This window comes from Xanthomonas albilineans (assembly GCF_009931595.1).
In the GTDB taxonomy this organism is placed as follows: domain Bacteria; phylum Pseudomonadota; class Gammaproteobacteria; order Xanthomonadales; family Xanthomonadaceae; genus Xanthomonas_A; species Xanthomonas_A albilineans.
Genome location: NZ_CP046570.1, coordinates 2,537,586 through 2,555,161 on the forward strand (window position 1 = coordinate 2,537,586; position 17,576 = coordinate 2,555,161).

A 17,576-nucleotide genomic window follows, 5' to 3' on the forward strand; every position below is an offset into this window, starting at 1 on the left:
CCGGGCACCCAACTTGTTAAATAAACATAAATCAACTACCATTATCCACCCGCTAGGCGGGAACTTTCGTTCCCTCCATGAGTATCAAAGATCTGATGCGAGCATTCTTGCGCCTGCCGCTAGCCCTACTGATCGCCTTCTCGGCGATGACGGGCGCGCACGCGCAGAGTAAACCCGGCAACCCCAACGATCACACCGTGCTGCCGATCTGGAACAAGGGCAGCGGCAAGGTCGAGGCGCTGTTATACCTTGAGCCAACCGGCGAACAAGCCGTCGGCGCGCGCTGGCACTTCGGTGGCAACTCGCTGGATGCGGCGTTTGGGCTGTCCTCCGGCGACTCACTCGGCCTACTGTGCAATAGCGCCAGCGGCAGCAGCATCAGCGGACTGGCCAGCCACTGCATGCTCGCCAGCCTGGGCGACGAGGATGGCGCAATCGGCCACCACGTTGCCGCCACCACCTCTTTCAATCGTCCCGGTGGGCGCCTGTCGCTGTCCGCCGGCAGCGGACGCGAGAACCTCCCGGCATGGCTGGCAGGCGCCAACAAAACGCCGTCGATGCGCATGGAGCAAAACGATCTGACCGTGTTCGCCCAGCAGAACATCGGCCGCGAAGGCTTCGTCTCCATTGGCGGCACCTATGCCCGCGCGCGTCTGGTGCCGATCGCCGACGCTTCGCCCGCCCTGGTCGATCAGTGGGACAGCAAGAGCCTGAGCATAGGTGGTGGCTACCGCTCCTTCAGCGCCAACATCATCGGTCGCGTCGTCGACGCCCCGGGCCAGCCGGGCAAGTGGTCGGGCCTGGGGGTCGGACTGACCTGGCGCACTCCGTGGAGTGGACAGCTCACCGTTGGCGCAGAGAACGTCATCACCCGCGGCAAGAACCCCTTCGCGCCGAACAACATCAGCACCGAAGAGGGCACCATCCCCTACGTGCGCTACGAGCAGGATCTGTAGCACACCACCATCCGCGACACATGGGTCAAGCGGTCGCACCTGATCTATTGCACAGCGAGCGGACAAAGTACGAATTCACTTTAAATAAGTGATTTTTTAACGGTACTTTAATTCTTCCTCCAACCGGGCTACCATCCCGGCACCCTGACGGCTCTTTGGGGTCGCCGTTTCGATTCGGCCGACAGGCATACCTCGGGCTATGCCCCAATTCTCATTTGGAGAGAGATAAATGAATTGCAAGACCAACCAACTGCGCGACGCAGTCGTGCTCGCACTGGTCGTGGGAGCTGGCGGCACGGCAGGTGCGGCCATCGCTCAAGACGCGGGCAGTGCCGGCGCCACCACCCTGGATCGCATTGAAATCACCGGCTCGCGCATCCGTCAGGTCGACACCGAGACCGCGCAACCGGTGATGCTGATCAGTCGCGACCAGATCGAGAAGCAAGGCTTCAAGTCCGTCGCCGACATCCTGCAGAACATTCCCACCGCCGGTTCTCCAACAATCAGCCGCACCTCACCCCTCGCCAACGGTGAGAACGTCGGCGGTTACTACATCGATCTACGCAACCTCGGCGCCGCACGCACGCTGGTGCTGGTCGATGGCAAGCGCCTGGGCACCACCAACGGCGGCCTGCAGGACGTGTCTTCGATTCCCGCTGTGGCCGTCGAGCGCATCGAAGTGCTGAAGGACGGCGCCTCCTCGATCTACGGTTCAGACGCCATCGCCGGCGTGATCAACATCATCACCCGCAAGCATTTCGACGGCGCCGAAGCCGGTGCCTACATTGGTCAGTACGGCAAGGGCGACGGCCAGCGCCAAGTCTACGACTTCATGATGGGCAGCAGCAGCGATCGTGGCTCGCTGACCGCCGGCGTCGAATACACCCAGGAAGATCCGGTATGGGCGCGCAACCGCTGGTTCAGCCGCGACCGCTTCCCGACCGGCGAGAAGTCCGCCCCGCGCCAGGGAGGCCTGTCCGGCACCACGCAGTATGGCCGTTTCACCTACACGGACAGCGCCGGCAAGGAAACCCGCACCCTGCGCCGCGACACCCCCGGCCTGGATCCGGCAAACATCAACAGCTACCGGGCACTGAACAGCTCCGATGTCTCCAATCCGGCGCTGGCCTCGACCGTTTACAGCGGCATCAAGCGCAAATCGGCGTTCATGAACGGCACGTTCAACTTCTCCGAGAACGTTCGCTTCGACACCAGCCTCCTCTACACCGATCGCGATTCGTTCGCGCAGAACGCAGGCTATCCGTTCAAGAGTACCGATTTCGCCCTCACCCAAGGCGGTCTGTCGGCCAATAGCGTGTTCAATCCGGTCGGCAACGATGCCACCGGCGGCTTGCCCCCGGGCGCCGCCCCGCAAGCCATCCAATACGTGCGCCGTGGCTGGGAAGTGCCGCGCGAAGTGCGCAACAACCTCTCCACCTACCGCTTCACCGGCGCCTTCAGCGGCACCTTCGAGCTGGGCGAAAGCAAGTTCTGGGATTGGGACGCAGGCTATCTGTACAACCAGAACAAGGGCGTGCAAATCACCACGGGCAACTTGAACACCCTTGCGGTGAGCCAGGCAACCGGTCCGTCTTTCATCAATGCCAATGGCGTGGCTCAGTGCGGAAGCGCGAGCAATCCCATCTCCCTGGGCAGCTCCGCAGGCAACTGCACGCCGTGGAATCCGTTGATTCCGCTCGGCTACAACTCGCCTAACAGCCTTGGCGACCCGAACGTACAGAAATTCCTGTACCAAAACGGTCAGGCCGTGTCGAAGACCGAGACGAAGAACTTCTTCGCCAACATCAGCGGCAGCCTCTTCAGCCTGCCGGCGGGCGATCTGGCCATGGCGCTGGGTGCCGAACATCGCCAGGAAAGCGGCTACTTCTCTCCGGATGCGATGGCGCAAGCGGGCATCTCCACCAACCTAGCAAGCGGCCCAACCCGCGGCAAGTACAGCCTGAACGAAGTCTATGCCGAGTTCCAGGTACCGTTGCTGGCCGACATAGCGTTCGCCAAGGAGCTGAGCCTGTCGCTGGCTAGCCGTTACTCCGACTACAACAATTTCGGCAATACCGTGAACAGCAAATTCGGCTTCAAGTGGAAGCCGATCGATTCGCTGATGTTCCGCGGTACCTGGTCGCAGGGCTTCCGCGCGCCGACCATCGCCGACTTGTACGGTGGCCTGTCGCAGAGCTTCGAGAACTACACCGACCCCTGCGATACCAAGTTCGGCACGGCGGCGGGCAATGCGCGCTGCGCGGCGGCGGTGCCGGCGGGCTTCCGTCAGCTCAACGCCTCCGGTACGGCCCCGGCGCCGGGCCCCGGCGAGCAGAGCAACGTTCCGTTCCTGTCCGGCTCCACGCCGACACTGAAACCGGAGACTTCGACCGCCAAGACCCTGGGTCTGGTATGGAGCCCAGAGTTCGTCAGCGGCCTGAACGCCTCGCTGGACTGGTGGAAGATCCGCATCGATCACACCATCGTCAGTGATGACCCGAGCACCTTGCTGGAAGACTGCTACCTGCGTGGCATTGCCTCGCGTTGCACGGGCTTCACGCGCAATGCAGCCGGCAACATCACCTCACTGTCCTTCGGCCTGCGCAATGCCGGCTACCAAGACACCGAGGGTTACGATCTTGACCTCAGCTACCATTTCGACACCGCATTCGGCAACTTCACCACCATGTGGCAGAGTACCTACGTGTCCAAGAACGAGCTGAAGCAGGATAACTCGGGCAATCCGCCGAGCCAGCAGAACGGCTACCAGAACTCGGGCGGCAGCTACTTCCGGGTGCGTTCGAACTTGAGCCTGACCTGGCAGATGAACGACTGGGCGGTCACCTGGAGCACGCGTTACTACTCCAGCGCCAAGGAACGCTGCTTCTTCGATGATCGTTGCAGCAATCCGAACTTCACCGCTCCGGAGTACCAGGGCGCGACCTACCCGGTCAACCGCATCGGTGCCAACACCTTCCACGACCTGCAGGTCAGCTACAACACCCCGTGGAATGCCACCGTCGCGGTCGGTGCCAACAACGTGTTCGATCACTATGCCGCCCCATCGTACTCGGCGCCGAGTTCCGGCTACTCGTACTACGGCGGCTACGACATCGGTCGTTTCATCTACATGAAGTACCAGCAGCGCTTCTGATCGCCTCGCGATCACCGATGCGTCACCACAACGGCTCCGCAAGGGGCCGTTGTTTTTTGTATCTGCGCGCGGCAGAAATCCCGCACGTTACGAGAGACGCGGCACAGCTACGCCCCCCGCCTGTGTCCAGTTCTTCAGAATGGACACAGCAGAAGCGATAGGGTGCGATCGATACGCGACGCATTACCCCATGATCGCGCTTCGTCGCAAACATGAAACGAATTGGCCTTGTGCAAACACGCACGGCCAGAATGGCCCTAGGCGTATACACGAACGCGCCGGTCTCGACGCTTATCGGTCCAAAGCGTGTTCTTGCGGTTTTCCACAGCAGACACGACTCAGCCTTGTTGCGGACAAGGCCCGAACACTCGCTTGCCGCTCACCACGAATCAGCCAGGAATCAGCCAGGAATCAGCGTCACGATGACGTGCTCGACGTAGGCCTCGAATTCATCACGCGCCTGCTTGGGCTGATGCAATTGCAAGGAAAGTTGTAGAAAGCCGACATAGGCGGCATAAGCAAGCCGCGCACGGTGCTGGGCATCGGTGCGACTGAGTCCGGCTTGGCGGAACGAGGCGATCAGGTAGTCCATGCGCCGCTGCGAAACCCGGTCGATGATCGGCCGCACCGCAGGGTGATCGAGCACTTTAAGCAACTCGCTGTAGATAATGTGCGGCTTGACCTCGTGCGCCACCAGCTGGAACAGGGCACGCAAACGCGTGCGCGGATCTGTCACCTCCTCCAGGCTACCGAAAACCTGTTGCTGCTCGACCAGCTCCCAGCGCTCCAGCGCCGCTTGCAACAGCGCATCACGCGAGGGGAAATGCCAGTAGAAGCTGCCCTTGGTCACCCCCAGACGTCGTGCCAGCGGCTCAACCGCCACCGCATTCACGCCCTGCTCGGCGATCAAGTCCAGCGCGGCCTGGGCCCAGTCTTCAGCGCTGAGCCGGCTATTGCGGCTACCGCTGGGTGGTACAGGGCCATCGTCGGAAGAAGGGGCAGGCACAGTATTCATCAGCGGATTTAACCATACGGGCGGGTTAGTTGCAGGATGTCGCTTGAACAAGCAGCACACACATGCCCAGCGGCGCTGGCTTTTCGCCCCCATACCAGCGGGTATTGACATCACCGACGGGAAATCCATACGATTAAGTATGGACTCATCGACGGCCACGTTCCCGCACCGCGCTCACAGCAGGCTTGATGACGCCAGGTCCGGGGGACTGACCACGATCACCATGGTCGCAGGCAAGGCGGGCAGCTCTCTGTCTGCGCACGGCCGCAACCTGCCCCTCCATGGCCGGGCCACCAACACCAGCTTGATCACGGCTGTGCTGCACTTTCTCCACGCCCTGTCACCAGCCAGCGCCGGCGCACCGTCCGCCGTTACCGAGTCCATTACCGGAGCACATCCATGAGCATCGCCATTCCCTTTCTCGTGTTGTTGCTGGCAGGCGCCTTTGCCGCCTATCACCGCATGCGGCTCGCGCTCTGGGCCGCATCGAGCGCGACCTTACTGGTCGCCTGTTGGCTACTCGTCGCCAGTCACGTCGCCACCATCGTCGCGGCGGTATTGCTGGGGCTGGTGGCGGTTCCGCTGCTGCTGCCGTTCGTACGCAAACCGCTGCTGACCGCGCCCTTGTTGAATGTATTCCGCAAGGTGTTGCCGCCGCTGTCGCAGACCGAACGCATCGCCCTGGAAACCGGCTCGGTCGGTTTCGAAGGCGAACTGTTCACCGGCGATCCGGACTGGCAGAAGCTGCTCAACTATCCCAAGCCGCAGCTCAGCGCAGAAGAGCAAGCGTTCCTAGATGGCCCGGTGGAAGAACTGTGCCGGATGATCAACGACTGGGAGATCACCCACGTCCATGCCGATTTGCCACCGGAGTTGTGGAACTTCATCAAAGAACACAAGTTCTTCGGCATGATCATTCCCAAGGCTTACGGCGGCCTGGGTTTCTCCGCACTCGCCCACCACAAGGTGATCCAGAAGATTACTTCCGCATCAAGCGTGGTCAGTTCGACCGTCGGCGTGCCCAATTCGCTGGGCCCAGGCGAATTGCTGGTGCATTACGGTTCCAAGGAACAGAAGGACTATTACCTGCCACGCCTGGCGGTAGGCCAGGAAGTACCGTGTTTCGGCCTCACCGGCCCATTCGCCGGCTCGGACGCCACGTCGATTCCCGACTACGGCATCGTCTGCAAGGGCGAGTGGAGCGGCGCCAATGTGCTCGGCGTCAAGCTGACCTTCGACAAGCGCTACATCACTCTGGCACCGGTCGCGACACTGATCGGTCTGGCGTTCCGCCTGTACGACCCGGATGGCCTGATCGGCGATACCCAGGACGTCGGCATCACCTTGGCGTTGTTGCCGCGCGAGACCCCGGGAGTGGAGATCGGACGCCGCCATTTCCCACTGAACTCACCGTTCCAGAACGGCCCGATCCACGGCCGCGAGGTCTTCATTCCGCTGAGCCAACTGATCGGCGGCGTGGACATGGTCGGCAAGGGCTGGAACATGCTCAACGAGTGTCTAGCCGTGGGCCGCTCGATCACCCTGCCCTCCACTGCCAGCGGCGGGGTCAAATTCGGCGCGGTGGTCACCGGCACGTATGCGCGCATCCGTAAGCAGTTCGGCTTGTCGGTCGGCCGCTTCGAGGGCGTGGAAGAGGCGCTGGCGCGGATCGGCGGCAAAGCCTACGCGATCAGCGCATTGGCACAGGCCACCGCGGCGGCGGTGGATCGCGGCGACGTACCGTCGGTGCCGTCGGCGATCGCCAAGTACCACTGCACCACGATGAGCCGCGAGGTAATCAGCGACGTGATGGATGTGATTGGCGGCAAGGGCATCATCCTCGGCCCGCGCAACTTCGCCGGGCGCGCCTGGCAGGGCGCGCCGATCGCGATCACCGTGGAGGGCGCCAACATCATGACCCGCAGCCTGCTGATCTTCGGTCAGGGCGCAATCCTTTGCCATCCATGGGTGATGAAGGAGATGAAGGCCGCAAGCAATCCCGACCACAACGCAGGCATCGACGCGTTCGACCGCAGCCTGTTCGGCCATATCGGCTTCGCCCTCTCCAATGCGGTACGTTCGCTGTGGTTCGGCCTGACCGCTGCGCGCATCGGCGCCGCCCCCGGCGACGCCTACACCCGGCGTTTTTTCCGCAAACTGGACCGGTATTCGGCAAACCTGGCACTGATGGCCGACGTGTCGATGCTGATGCTCGGCGGCAAGTTGAAATTCAAGGAATCGCTGTCCGGACGCCTCGGCGACGTCCTCAGCCACATCTACATGACCAGCGCCATGCTCAAGCGCTATCACGACGATGGCGCGCCGGCGAGCGACCAGCCGCTGCTGGCGTGGGCCTTCCACGACAGCGTGCACAAGATCGAACTGGCCCTGTCGGCGGCACTGCGCAACTTCCCGATTCGTCCGGTCGGCTGGCTGATGTGGGCGTTGATCTTCCCCTGGGGCCGTCGCGCCGAAGCGCCGGGCGACCGCCTGGGCCACCGCGTCGCCGCGCTGCTGATGACCCCGAACGAAGCACGCGATCGCCTGGGCCAAGACGTGTTCCTGACCCCCTGCGAGAACAACCCCGGTGGCCGCATCGCCAGCTACCTGACCAAGGCCGTGCTAGCCGAGCCGGTGGAACGCAAGTTCCTGAAAGCACTCAAGAGCAAGAAAATCCAGGCCCTGGACTTTACCTCGCAACTGGACGAAGCAGTCCGCGAAGGCATGCTCACGCTCGACGAGCGCCATCAGCTAGAGGAACTGCGCGACATCACCATGGATACGATCAGCGTCGACGACTTCGACACCAACGAACTCCGCTCGGCTAGTTATTCCAACCGGATGAGCAGCGGTAACGACCACTCGCGCGAAGCGGCCTGATCCTGCGCAGCAGACAACCTCAAGACGGTGGACCTCGGTCCACCGTCCGTCTCGCGAGCGCCAACATCGGGAACACTCGCGCATGGTCGATGACAGGAACATGTGCCCGCAGAAGAATAGGCAGCCACAGCCTGCGCCGCGCACGCGATACAACAACCGCGCTCATGACGCCAGCAACAACATCGCCATGGCCACCAGCGCAGGCAGCGCCTGCACGAACAGAATCCGACGATTGACGCTCCACGCGGCATAAAAACCGGCCACCACCACGCAAGCGAGGAAGAACAGCATCACATCGACCCGCTGCGCAACCGCACCCCAGCCCAAACCAGCGGCCAGAAAACCGTTGTAGAGCCCCTGATTGGCAGCCAGCACGCGAGTCGCCTGGGCTTTTTCAGGCGTATTGCGAAACACCTTCATCCCCAACGGGCGCGTCCACAGAAACATCTCCAGCACCAGAATGTACAGGTGCAACAACGAGACCGCGCCCACCAAGACAGTCGCCAACAGGGTCATCGCACGCTCCGAGACAGCGGAAATAATATCCAGCATAGCCTCCAATTAAGGCAAGCAGCCAGTCGCGGAATTACCGCTCCCCGAGCGGAAGCGCGCACGGCAACGGCGACGAGACGACAGCCTTATTGGTGCAAATGCACCATACCGGCCCTGCACGACACGCAGAACCTGTTCGCCGAGCATATGCTCTATCCTTGGCGACTAGCGTCGGTACTCTTGAACATGGGGCATTGTGGGTGTACGACTACATCATCATTGGCGCGGGTTCGGCCGGTTGCGTCCTCGCCAATCGTCTCAGCGAAGACCCCAACTGCACAGTGCTACTGATCGAAGCAGGACCACGCGATCGCAATCCTTTTATCCACATGCCGGCGGGCTTGGCGCGTCTGGCCCGCGATCCTCGCTTCAACTGGAACTATCTCACCGAGGCCGAGCCGAACTTGAACGGTCGCCGCCTGTGGTGGCCACGCGGCAAGGTGTTGGGTGGCTCCAGTTCGATCAATGCGATGTGCTACGTGCGCGGCATACCTGCCGACTACGACAACTGGGCCGCCGAGGGCGCCGAGGGTTGGGACTGGCACGGCGTACTGCCCTACTTTCGGCGCAGCGAATGCAATAGCCGTGGCGGCGATGCGCTGCACGGCGGTGACGGCCCGCTGCATGTGTCCGACCTGCGCTATCACAACCGGCTGTCGGATCTGTTCATCGCAGCTGGCGAGCAAGCCGGCTTCCCGCGCAATAGCGACTTCAACGGACCGCAGCAACAGGGCGTTGGGCTATACCAAGTGACACAGAAGGATGGCGCACGCTGCTCGGCCGCGGTCGCCTACCTGGCGCCGGCGCGTACACGGCGAAACATGCACGTGATCACCGAGGCACTGGTGTTACGGTTACTGATCGAGGGCACGCGCGTGGTCGGTGTCGCCTACGCGCAGCACGGCCGCGAAGTGCATGCGCGCGCCGAGCGCGAGGTGCTGCTCAGCGCCGGAGCAGTGAATTCCCCTCAGCTGCTGATGCTCTCGGGCATCGGCCCAGCCGATGCACTGCAACGTCATGGCATCGCGGTACGTCTGGATCAGCCGCAGGTCGGTGCCAACCTGCAGGACCACCTGGACGTGTGCACGCTGTACCGCACCCGCCCAGGGATCAGCTACGACCGCCGCAACCAACTCAAGGTCGCTTTCGATTACTTCCTGCGCGGCCACCGCGGCGTCGGCAGCAGCAACATCGCCGAAGCTGGCGGCTTCGTGCGCTCGCCTTTGGCAACGGATGCACGCGCCGACATCCAACTGCATTTCGTCCCGGCAATGCTCGAGGACCACGGTCGCAAGCGCCTGCCCGGCGACGGCTTCACTCTGCACGCCTGCCATCTGCAGCCGCGTAGCCGCGGCCGCATCATGCTCAACGACGCCGACCCACGCACACCGGCACGAATACAGGCGAACTATCTCAGCGACCCGGATGGCTTCGACCTGCGCATGCTGGTGGAATGCGCGCGTCTATCCCGACAGATCCTGCAACAGCCGGCGTTCGATAGCATGCGTGGCGCACCACTGTTGCCCGCACGCGACGATCTGGACGAGGCAGGCCTGATCGCCTTCATCCGCGCCAAGGCAGAAACCATCTACCACCCGATCGGCACCTGCCGGATGGGCAACGACGCGCAAGCGGTGGTCGATCCGCAACTGCGCCTGCGCGGACTCGATGGTCTGCGCGTGGTCGATGCGTCGATCATGCCGCACCTGATCGGCGGCAACACCAACGGTCCGACCATGATGATCGCCGAGCGCGCCGCCGACATGATCCGCGGTCGCCCCCTGCTACGCGACGCCTGAGCGGTCAAGAGCACCGCAACACAACCAAGCGCAACACCGGCCAGGACCAAGCGCGACAGGCGATCGCGAGCCTGCCTGCGATCGCAGTCAACGACACGCCATCACCCAGCCGAGCCCACGCCTCACCGAGAAGGACGGGTACCTGCCGCCACCGACGAACGGCATGACGCTTGCATGCACAACACTTCCAGCGCGGCCGCTGACTGAGCGCTCGGGGGACACTGCACAGGCGCCATTTTGGCGGGGAAATTTTCTTCAGGATCAACCTCATGCCTATTCATCTTCTCTCAGTTTGTGCAATAGCGAAAAGCAGCGCTAGAATCGACCCGGGCAGCACCTCACAGGCATCAGGCGCAATGACACAGAACAGCAGACGCCGGTTTATTCGACCGGTGGCAATCGGTTTGCTCGGGGCCTTGTTGCCCCTTGCGATGTCCTCCACCGCACAAACTCCGGCACCCGCGCAACCGTTACCGCCGCCCCTTTCTCCCCAGGCTCACCAACCTTCTTCGCCGACAGCGCCACTGTCCAATCGCGACTCGCTGGCGCAGAGTCATGCTCTGCCATTGGCCAAGGATTTCGATGTCGCGAGCCTGGAAAAAATCGCCGAGCAGTTGACCTATGGCGAACGCGTCCCGGGCCTGGCAATGGCGATCGTGCATAACGGCGAAGTCCTCAGCGCACGCGGTTACGGCGTCACCGACGTCAACCACCCCCAACCGGTCGATGCACACACCGTGTTTCGGCTCGCCTCGCTATCCAAGGCCTTCGCCGGCACCATGACCGGCTTGCTCGTCAACGACGGCATCCTGCGCTGGGATAGCAAGGTCGTCGACTATGTCCCAGGTTTCCAGCTCAGCGATCCGGCCGCCACGCACCAGTTGAACGTGGCCGACCTGCTCAGCCACCGTGTCGGCCTGACCTTCAACGCCTACGACGGCGATGTCGAATCCAATGTCGATTACTACACGCTCAGCCACAAGCTGGCCTATGCGCCACTCAAGTGCGCACCGGGCGCATGCTATGCGTACCAGAACGTCGCCTTCAGTCTGATCGGCGACGTGGTGTTCGCCGCATCCGGCACCTTCTACGAACAGTTAGTGGAGCGCCGCATCTTCAAACCGCTGGGCATGAACGACGCCAGCCTGGGCTTGGCCGGCATCCAATCCAGCCCGCGCTGGGCGCACCCGCACGTGCGCAATCGTAACGGCTGGGTGTCGCTGATGCCCAAGCCTAATTACTACCGGCTGGCACCGGCGGCAGGCGTCAATGCCAGCATCAGCGACATGGCGCAGTGGCTGATCGCCCAGACCGGACACCGTCCTGACGTATTGCCTGCGCCGCTCCTGGCAACGCTGCATGCCCCGCTCATCCCCACCCCCGGCGAAATGCGCTCGGGTTGGCGCCACGCCCGTGTCAACTCGGCCAGCTATGCGCTGGGCTGGCGCGTGCTGGATTATTCCGGACACCAGGTGATGTTCCATGCCGGTGCGGTGCAGGGTTATCGCGGCCTGATCGCGCTGTTGCCGGAACGCGACCTGGGCGTCGTGATCCTATGGAACGGCGAAAGCGGCCTCCCCTCGGGCCTGCTGCCGACCGTCATTGATCGGGCAATCGGGCTACCGGCGCAGCGCTGGTTGGATATAGACACCGACTTCGGCAGCGACAATCTGCTGACCGAGCATGCAGACCCGAAGGAGAAGAAGGGCGTGTCTTCGTCCACCTCGGTTGCTTCGCCGCACTGACCGAAAACACGATTGAGTTATCGCGGAAGGCGGCGCAAGCCGCCTTCTTGCTATCCAACGCCTATACACCCAATGGCGGCGGCCACACATTGCCCCGCAAGATCCCGAAGCGGGACACCCGCCATTCGCGCGCGCGCCAACCGCTCGCGCCACGCATGCGAGGGCGCCGGCATGACACCGAGCCACTGGCTTGGAAAAGATTACTGATGCGTGGACACGCTACAACAAACGCCGTGACCGATGGGCAAGAGGCTGTGGGCACAAGAGGCGGGATCCGATGGAAACATTGCGCTGCGATCAGCAGCTAACAACCGCGCACTGAGCGCATTCGCCAACCGACATTCCCTTCGCAGGCGAGAGCATCGTTGCGCCGACAGCCGATGCCACGCCATGGGCGCAGTACGTTGAGCCGATCGCAACAGAACAGAGGGTTACCACAATAAAAAAGCTCCCTCCCCGCTGGGCACCGGGGAGAGAGCTTAGGAACGGCTATCGGGATAAATCAGATCAGCGGTGCAGGCGTCGCCGGCAGCGCGACCGGAGCGGCCTTCTTCTTGCGGACGACCGGCTTCTTCTTCGCCACAGTCTTCTTGGCGGTGGCCTTCTTCGCGGCCGGCTTCTTGGCTGCCGACTTCTTCACCGTCTTCTTGGCAGCGGTCTTCTTGGCGCCAACCTTCTTCGCGGCCTTCTTCACCGTCTTCTTGGCAGCACCCTTCTTGGCGGTCTTCTTGACTGCCTTCTTTGCGGCCTTCTTCACTGCCTTCTTAGGAGCGGTCTTCTTCTTGGCGGCCTTCTTCACCGTCTTCTTGGCGGCAACCTTCTTGACTGCCTTCTTTACCTTGGCGACCTTCTTTGCCACCTTTTTGGCGGCCTTCTTGACCGCCTTCTTTACCGCAACCTTCTTCGCTGCCGGTTTCTTGGCAGCAGTCTTTTTGACCGCTTTCTTGGCGGCCGGTTTTTTCGCAGCTTTCTTCGTGGCCATGAGATGGCTCCTCGTCAGTGAACTATGGATTGAAAACGCCCAGTTAAAGCAAACACGCGGCGATGATCTGCCTGCATGACCCACCGGCTCGCGCTACGAGCCGGACCGGATACAGAAACACCCGTACCGAATGTCGATACGGGTGCTTTGCCAGGGAAGACGTTGCATTTCTCGGGGGGAAGCGACCCCAACTCCACCATCGTCGGTTCTGTGGCGGATGTCCAAGTTGTGCTTTGCGCTTTGATGTCGATCCGATTCACTCGGTTACACAGCAACGTCTGCTGAGCGAAACCTAATCACGGTTTTTTTTACTGTCAACACTTCCGCGCAAATTTTTTTCAAAAAGATGTGCCGTGCGGCGCGGAGGCACGCCACATCGATCGCGATGACATCGCCGTCGGCGCCATGGGCGGCGCATCCACTCGACTCTAGGCCTGAAGAAAAACCCGAAAATTTCCGAGGTTTTTTGCAAAATCGCATCATCGCAGGCTGATCATCGGCACGCATGCGAGACCCGGAAGCGAGGATGCGATGCGCACACCCGAGCCTGTCCGCCAGCTGAAAAAAATTTCGACGCCACATGCAATTTTTGGATCCAACACGCCCAAATGCGCAAAATTGCGCGAACTTTCTTGCCGTCTGTCGGTCTCCTGCAGACATCGACGAGGTCGGTCGTGGTGGTATCCGGCAAGACCGATGGCATGCACGCATTAGGTCACGACGACACCATCCGTCACCACTCAATTGGCCAGAACAACGCACGCCATGCACTGACGTCGAACGCATCGCCGCTGTCTGCAGCGCGCCAATCGAGCAATGTTCCGCACGTTCAACAGTCCACATCCAGTCTCGACCGATATCGGCGATCACACGCGCAAGCCATCTACCTGACATCGTCGTGGGCGACGGAACTAACGCCAATAAACTGACGCCACCGACACTATGCGCACACCGAAACCGGCACACCGTTCAATCGCACGCGCCATCCTGAGAACGACATCGCCCGGATGCACGCTTCGCACTACGGCTGCGACGATGAATGGACAGGGCACAGGCAGGATGCAAGCAGGCCAACACCAAAAAAAAACCGGCCGCACTGGGCGGCCGGTTCGGGTGTCGCGAGACAGCGGAAAGCTCAGTGGCCGTCTTCCTCAAGCAGCTCGGCGTATTCGTCCGGTGACAGCAGGTCGTTCAACTGCTCCGCGTCGTCCAACTCCAACACCAAGATCCAGCCCTCGCCATAAGCATCCTCGTTGATCGTCTCCGGCTTGTCGCTAAGTGCAGTGTTGACCTCGACCACCCGACCGCTCAACGGACTGTAAACATCCGAGGCGGCCTTGACCGACTCGACCACGGCCACGCCGTTACCGGCCTCAATCTGATCGCCGACGTTAGGCAGTTCGACGTAGACCAAATCGCCGAGCAGGCTCTGCGCATGGTCGGAGATGCCGATGGTGACGCGACCATTACCTTCGACGCGCGCCCATTCATGGGACTTGAGGAATTTGAGGTCGCCAGGGATCTCGCTCATAAAGCTGCTCCGGAAGAAGACGGTATCAAGGGTGGAAGGCTAGTGTAGCGAACCGCGCAGGTTGGGAAGAAGTCGTACAACACACGGCGGCAAGCGCACCTCAACCCAGTACGCCGGGCTGGACCTGGCCTTCCCGCACGAACGGGAACTTAACCACCCGCACCGGCACGCCCTTGCCACGGATATCCACCCGCACCGCACCCGGCTCGCCCGCCGGCACCCGCGCGAATGCGATCGCCTTGCCCAGCGTGGGCGAGAAGGTACCAGACAGGATTTCGCCCTCGCCCTGCGCGGTCAGCACTTTCTGCCCGTGGCGCAACACGCCCTTTTCGTCCATCACCACGCCGATCATCTGTCGCGGCGCACCGCCGGCCTTCTGCGCCTCCAGCACCTCGCGACCGACGAAAGCGCGGCCCTCGTCGAGCGCAACGGTCCAGGCTAATCCCGCTTCGTATGGCGAGACGCGCTCGTCCATGTCCTGACCATACAGATTCATTCCGGCTTCCAGACGCAGCGTGTCGCGCGCGCCCAGGCCCGCCGGTGCGACACCTGCACTGAGCAGCGCCGCCCAGAACGCCGGCGCCTGTTGCTGCGGCAACACGATCTCGAAACCATCCTCGCCGGTGTAGCCGGTGCGCGCCACGAACAACGGCACACCTTCGCGCGAGACCACCTCGACCGCAGCGAAACGGGTCAATTTCTCGGCCGCGGCGCGGTCGCCTTCGCGCAACAGGCCGATCACCTTGGCACGTGCGTTCGGCCCCTGCACCGCGACCATCGCAAAGTCGTCGCGCTCGCGCACCTGTACCCCGAACGCCTGCGCCTGAGCGCCGATCCAGGCCAGGTCATTGACCCGCGTGGCCGCGTTGACCACAAGGCGGAAGAAGGCATCGGACATGTAATACACGATCAAGTCGTCGATCACCCCCCCCTGTGGATTGAGCATGCAGGTGTACAGCGCCTTGCCCGGCACCTTCAGCTTGTCCACCGAGTTGGCCAGCAGATGGCGCAAGAACGCGCGGACCTGCTCACCATGCAAATCGACCACCGTCATGTGGCTGACGTCAAACATGCCGGCGTCGCGGCGGACCTGATGGTGCTCGTCGATCTGCGAACCGTAATGGATCGGCATGTCCCAGCCGCCGAAGTCGACCATCTTGGCGCCGAGGGCGCGATGGCTGTCGTTGAGGATGGTCTTCTGGGTCATGGCATGGGTCCGTGAGAAAAGTGCCCCATTATCGCGAAATGGGGAGGGGCGCGGGACGCGCCACCGGTGACCGAAGCAGAAGCGATGCGACAGTGAACGTGGCAACCGTTCGGAGCTGCCGTGCCTCGGCCTGACATGGCACTGCGCACAGGAGCGATTCCACCATGACTCCTTATTAGTAATGCGTCAGCGCGAACGCCGCTCGCTCCTCCAACAAAAGTGAAAGTGGACGCATCACGCCTTTACGAAAATCGCCGGTCGCAGACCTCACTCCGCCCGCACCAGCAACGTCATCCCATCCACGCCGACGATGCGCACCGCACTGCCCGCCGGCAGGTCGGGACCGCCGACGACCCAGAAGGCATCGTCGACCTTGGCACGACCGCGACCGCCCTGGATCGGCTGATCCAACGTCACCCACCGGCCGATCAATTGCTCGGCGCGACGATTGAGCAGCGGCCGGTCGCTGCCGCGACCACGCGCACGAAACCAGGTGCGGTACACCTGCATCGCGGCAAAGCTCAGCACCACGAACGCACCGATCTGCAGCAGCAACGGCATGCCGGGCACGACCAGTACGGCAAGGAACACGACGGCCGCGGCCAACCCCATCCACAACATGAAGGCGCCGGGCACCAACGCCTCGACTCCGAACAGCAGCAAGGTCAACGCTCCCCAGGCCATGCACTCCAGACGCATGACTCAGCCTCCGCTGCGCGGTGGCGCATGCGGTACCGTTGTTGGCGAGGCCACCTGCTTGTTCAACGCCTCGCGCGCCAGTTCGGCGATGCCCGCAATGGAGCCGATGATGCCACTGGACTCCATCGGCATCAGCACGAACTTCTGGTTCGGAGCGGTGGCCAGTTCCTTGAATGCTTCCACATATTTCTGCGCGATGAAGTAGTTGATCGCCTGCACGTCGCCCTCGGCGATCGCCTTGGACACCATTTCGGTCGCGCGCGCCTCGGCCTCGGCCAGCCGTTCGCGCGCCTCCGCGTCGCGGAACGCCGACTCCTTGCGACCTTCGGCCTCCAGTACCGCGGCCTGCTTTTGTCCATCGGCACGCAGGATCTCCGACTGCCGCGAGCCCTCGGCCTCCAAAATCTGCGCGCGCTTCTCGCGCTCGGCCTTCATCTGCCGCGCCATCGCATCGACCAGATCGCGCGGCGGCTGGATATCGCGGATCTCGATACGGGTGACCTTGATCCCCCACGGGTTGGTGGCGTGATCGACCACGTTCAACAGTTGCGCGTTGATCGTCTCGCGCTGACTCAGCGACTCGTCCAGGTCCATCGAGCCGATCACCGTGCGGATATTGGTCTGCACCAGCGCGATGGTGGCGATTTCCAGATTGGCCACCTCATAGGCGGCCTTGGCGGCGTCCAGCACTTGGAAGAACACCACACCGTCCACGCACACGACTGCGTTGTCCTTGGTGATGACGTCCTGGCTGGGCACGTCCAGCACTTGCTCCATCATGTTGACCTTGCGCCCCACGCCATAGACCAACGGAAACAGAAAATGCAGACCCGGCGACAGAGTGTGGGTATAGCGACCGAAGCGCTCCACCGTCCATTGAAACCCCTGCGGCACCATACGCACGGTCTTGAACACCGCGATCACACCGACGAACAGAAGGAGAAAGGCAAAAAAATACGTGGACGACATCGGTTGCTCCATTAACCAGAGAGGATCGATGCCTCAGTATAGCGAGCGCCAGAGCGCATGCCCGCCGGCCGCGCAGCGCAACGCTTC

General features: G+C 62.3%; 13 protein-coding genes. 5 read left to right on the forward strand and 8 right to left on the reverse strand.

From position 1 onward, the window contains the following. Positions 1–95: 95 nt before the first annotated feature. Positions 96–956 (forward strand): XOO1806 family protein, encoded by an 861-nt coding sequence (locus XaFJ1_RS10650; protein WP_012916677.1) that lies wholly within the window; start codon positions 96–98, stop codon positions 954–956. A gap of 229 nt (positions 957–1,185) precedes the next feature. Then, positions 1,186–4,110: a TonB-dependent receptor domain-containing protein gene (locus tag XaFJ1_RS10655; protein ID WP_012916678.1), complete on the forward strand. Its 2,925-nt coding sequence runs from the start codon at positions 1,186–1,188 to the stop codon at positions 4,108–4,110. A 400-nt stretch (positions 4,111–4,510) separates the two neighbouring features. On the opposite strand, the gene XaFJ1_RS10660 is transcribed toward XaFJ1_RS10655, so the two are convergent. Beyond that, positions 4,511–5,125: a TetR/AcrR family transcriptional regulator gene (locus XaFJ1_RS10660; protein WP_012916679.1), complete on the reverse strand. Its 615-nt coding sequence runs from the start codon at positions 5,123–5,125 to the stop codon at positions 4,511–4,513. 399 nt (positions 5,126–5,524) lie between these two features. On the opposite strand from XaFJ1_RS10660, the gene XaFJ1_RS10665 reads away from it, so the two are divergent. After that, positions 5,525–8,005: an acyl-CoA dehydrogenase gene (locus XaFJ1_RS10665; RefSeq protein ID WP_012916680.1), complete on the forward strand. Its 2,481-nt coding sequence runs from the start codon at positions 5,525–5,527 to the stop codon at positions 8,003–8,005. Between the two features lie 162 nt (positions 8,006–8,167). On the opposite strand, the gene XaFJ1_RS10670 is transcribed toward XaFJ1_RS10665, so the two are convergent. Further along, positions 8,168–8,521 (reverse strand): DUF1304 domain-containing protein, encoded by a 354-nt coding sequence (locus XaFJ1_RS10670; RefSeq protein WP_012916681.1) that lies wholly within the window; start codon positions 8,519–8,521, stop codon positions 8,168–8,170. Positions 8,522–8,757: 236 nt separating this feature from the next. Between XaFJ1_RS10670 and XaFJ1_RS10675 the strand changes: the two genes are divergently transcribed. Next, positions 8,758–10,356: a GMC family oxidoreductase gene (locus tag XaFJ1_RS10675; protein ID WP_012916682.1), complete on the forward strand. Its 1,599-nt coding sequence runs from the start codon at positions 8,758–8,760 to the stop codon at positions 10,354–10,356. A gap of 356 nt (positions 10,357–10,712) precedes the next feature. After that, entirely contained in the window at positions 10,713–12,101 is a 1,389-nt protein-coding gene (locus tag XaFJ1_RS10680; RefSeq protein WP_012916683.1) for a serine hydrolase domain-containing protein, read from the forward strand. 502 nt (positions 12,102–12,603) lie between these two features. On the opposite strand, the gene XaFJ1_RS10685 is transcribed toward XaFJ1_RS10680, so the two are convergent. From XaFJ1_RS10685 to XaFJ1_RS10710, 6 genes are all read right to left on the reverse strand, one after another. Continuing rightward, a complete protein-coding gene (locus tag XaFJ1_RS10685) occupies positions 12,604–13,083 on the reverse strand; it encodes a hypothetical protein (protein ID WP_012916684.1) in 480 nt (159 codons plus the stop codon). A 264-nt stretch (positions 13,084–13,347) separates the two neighbouring features. Continuing rightward, on the reverse strand, positions 13,348–13,590 hold the full coding sequence (locus XaFJ1_RS10690; protein WP_155393558.1) for a hypothetical protein: 243 nt from the start codon (positions 13,588–13,590) through the stop codon (positions 13,348–13,350). 628 nt (positions 13,591–14,218) lie between these two features. Beyond that, the gene (gcvH, locus tag XaFJ1_RS10695) at positions 14,219–14,614 is read right to left on the reverse strand and encodes a glycine cleavage system protein GcvH (RefSeq protein ID WP_012916687.1); all 396 of its coding nucleotides are present in this window, start codon (positions 14,612–14,614) and stop codon (positions 14,219–14,221) included. 100 nt (positions 14,615–14,714) lie between these two features. Then, entirely contained in the window at positions 14,715–15,821 is a 1,107-nt protein-coding gene (gene gcvT / locus XaFJ1_RS10700) for a glycine cleavage system aminomethyltransferase GcvT (protein WP_012916688.1), read from the reverse strand. Positions 15,822–16,088: 267 nt separating this feature from the next. After that, positions 16,089–16,520, reverse strand: a complete 432-nt coding sequence (locus tag XaFJ1_RS10705) for an NfeD family protein (protein WP_012916689.1) — start codon at positions 16,518–16,520, stop codon at positions 16,089–16,091. 3 nt (positions 16,521–16,523) lie between these two features. After that, a complete protein-coding gene (locus XaFJ1_RS10710; RefSeq protein ID WP_012916690.1) occupies positions 16,524–17,489 on the reverse strand; it encodes an SPFH domain-containing protein in 966 nt (321 codons plus the stop codon). Between the last annotated feature and the right edge of the window lie 87 nt (positions 17,490–17,576).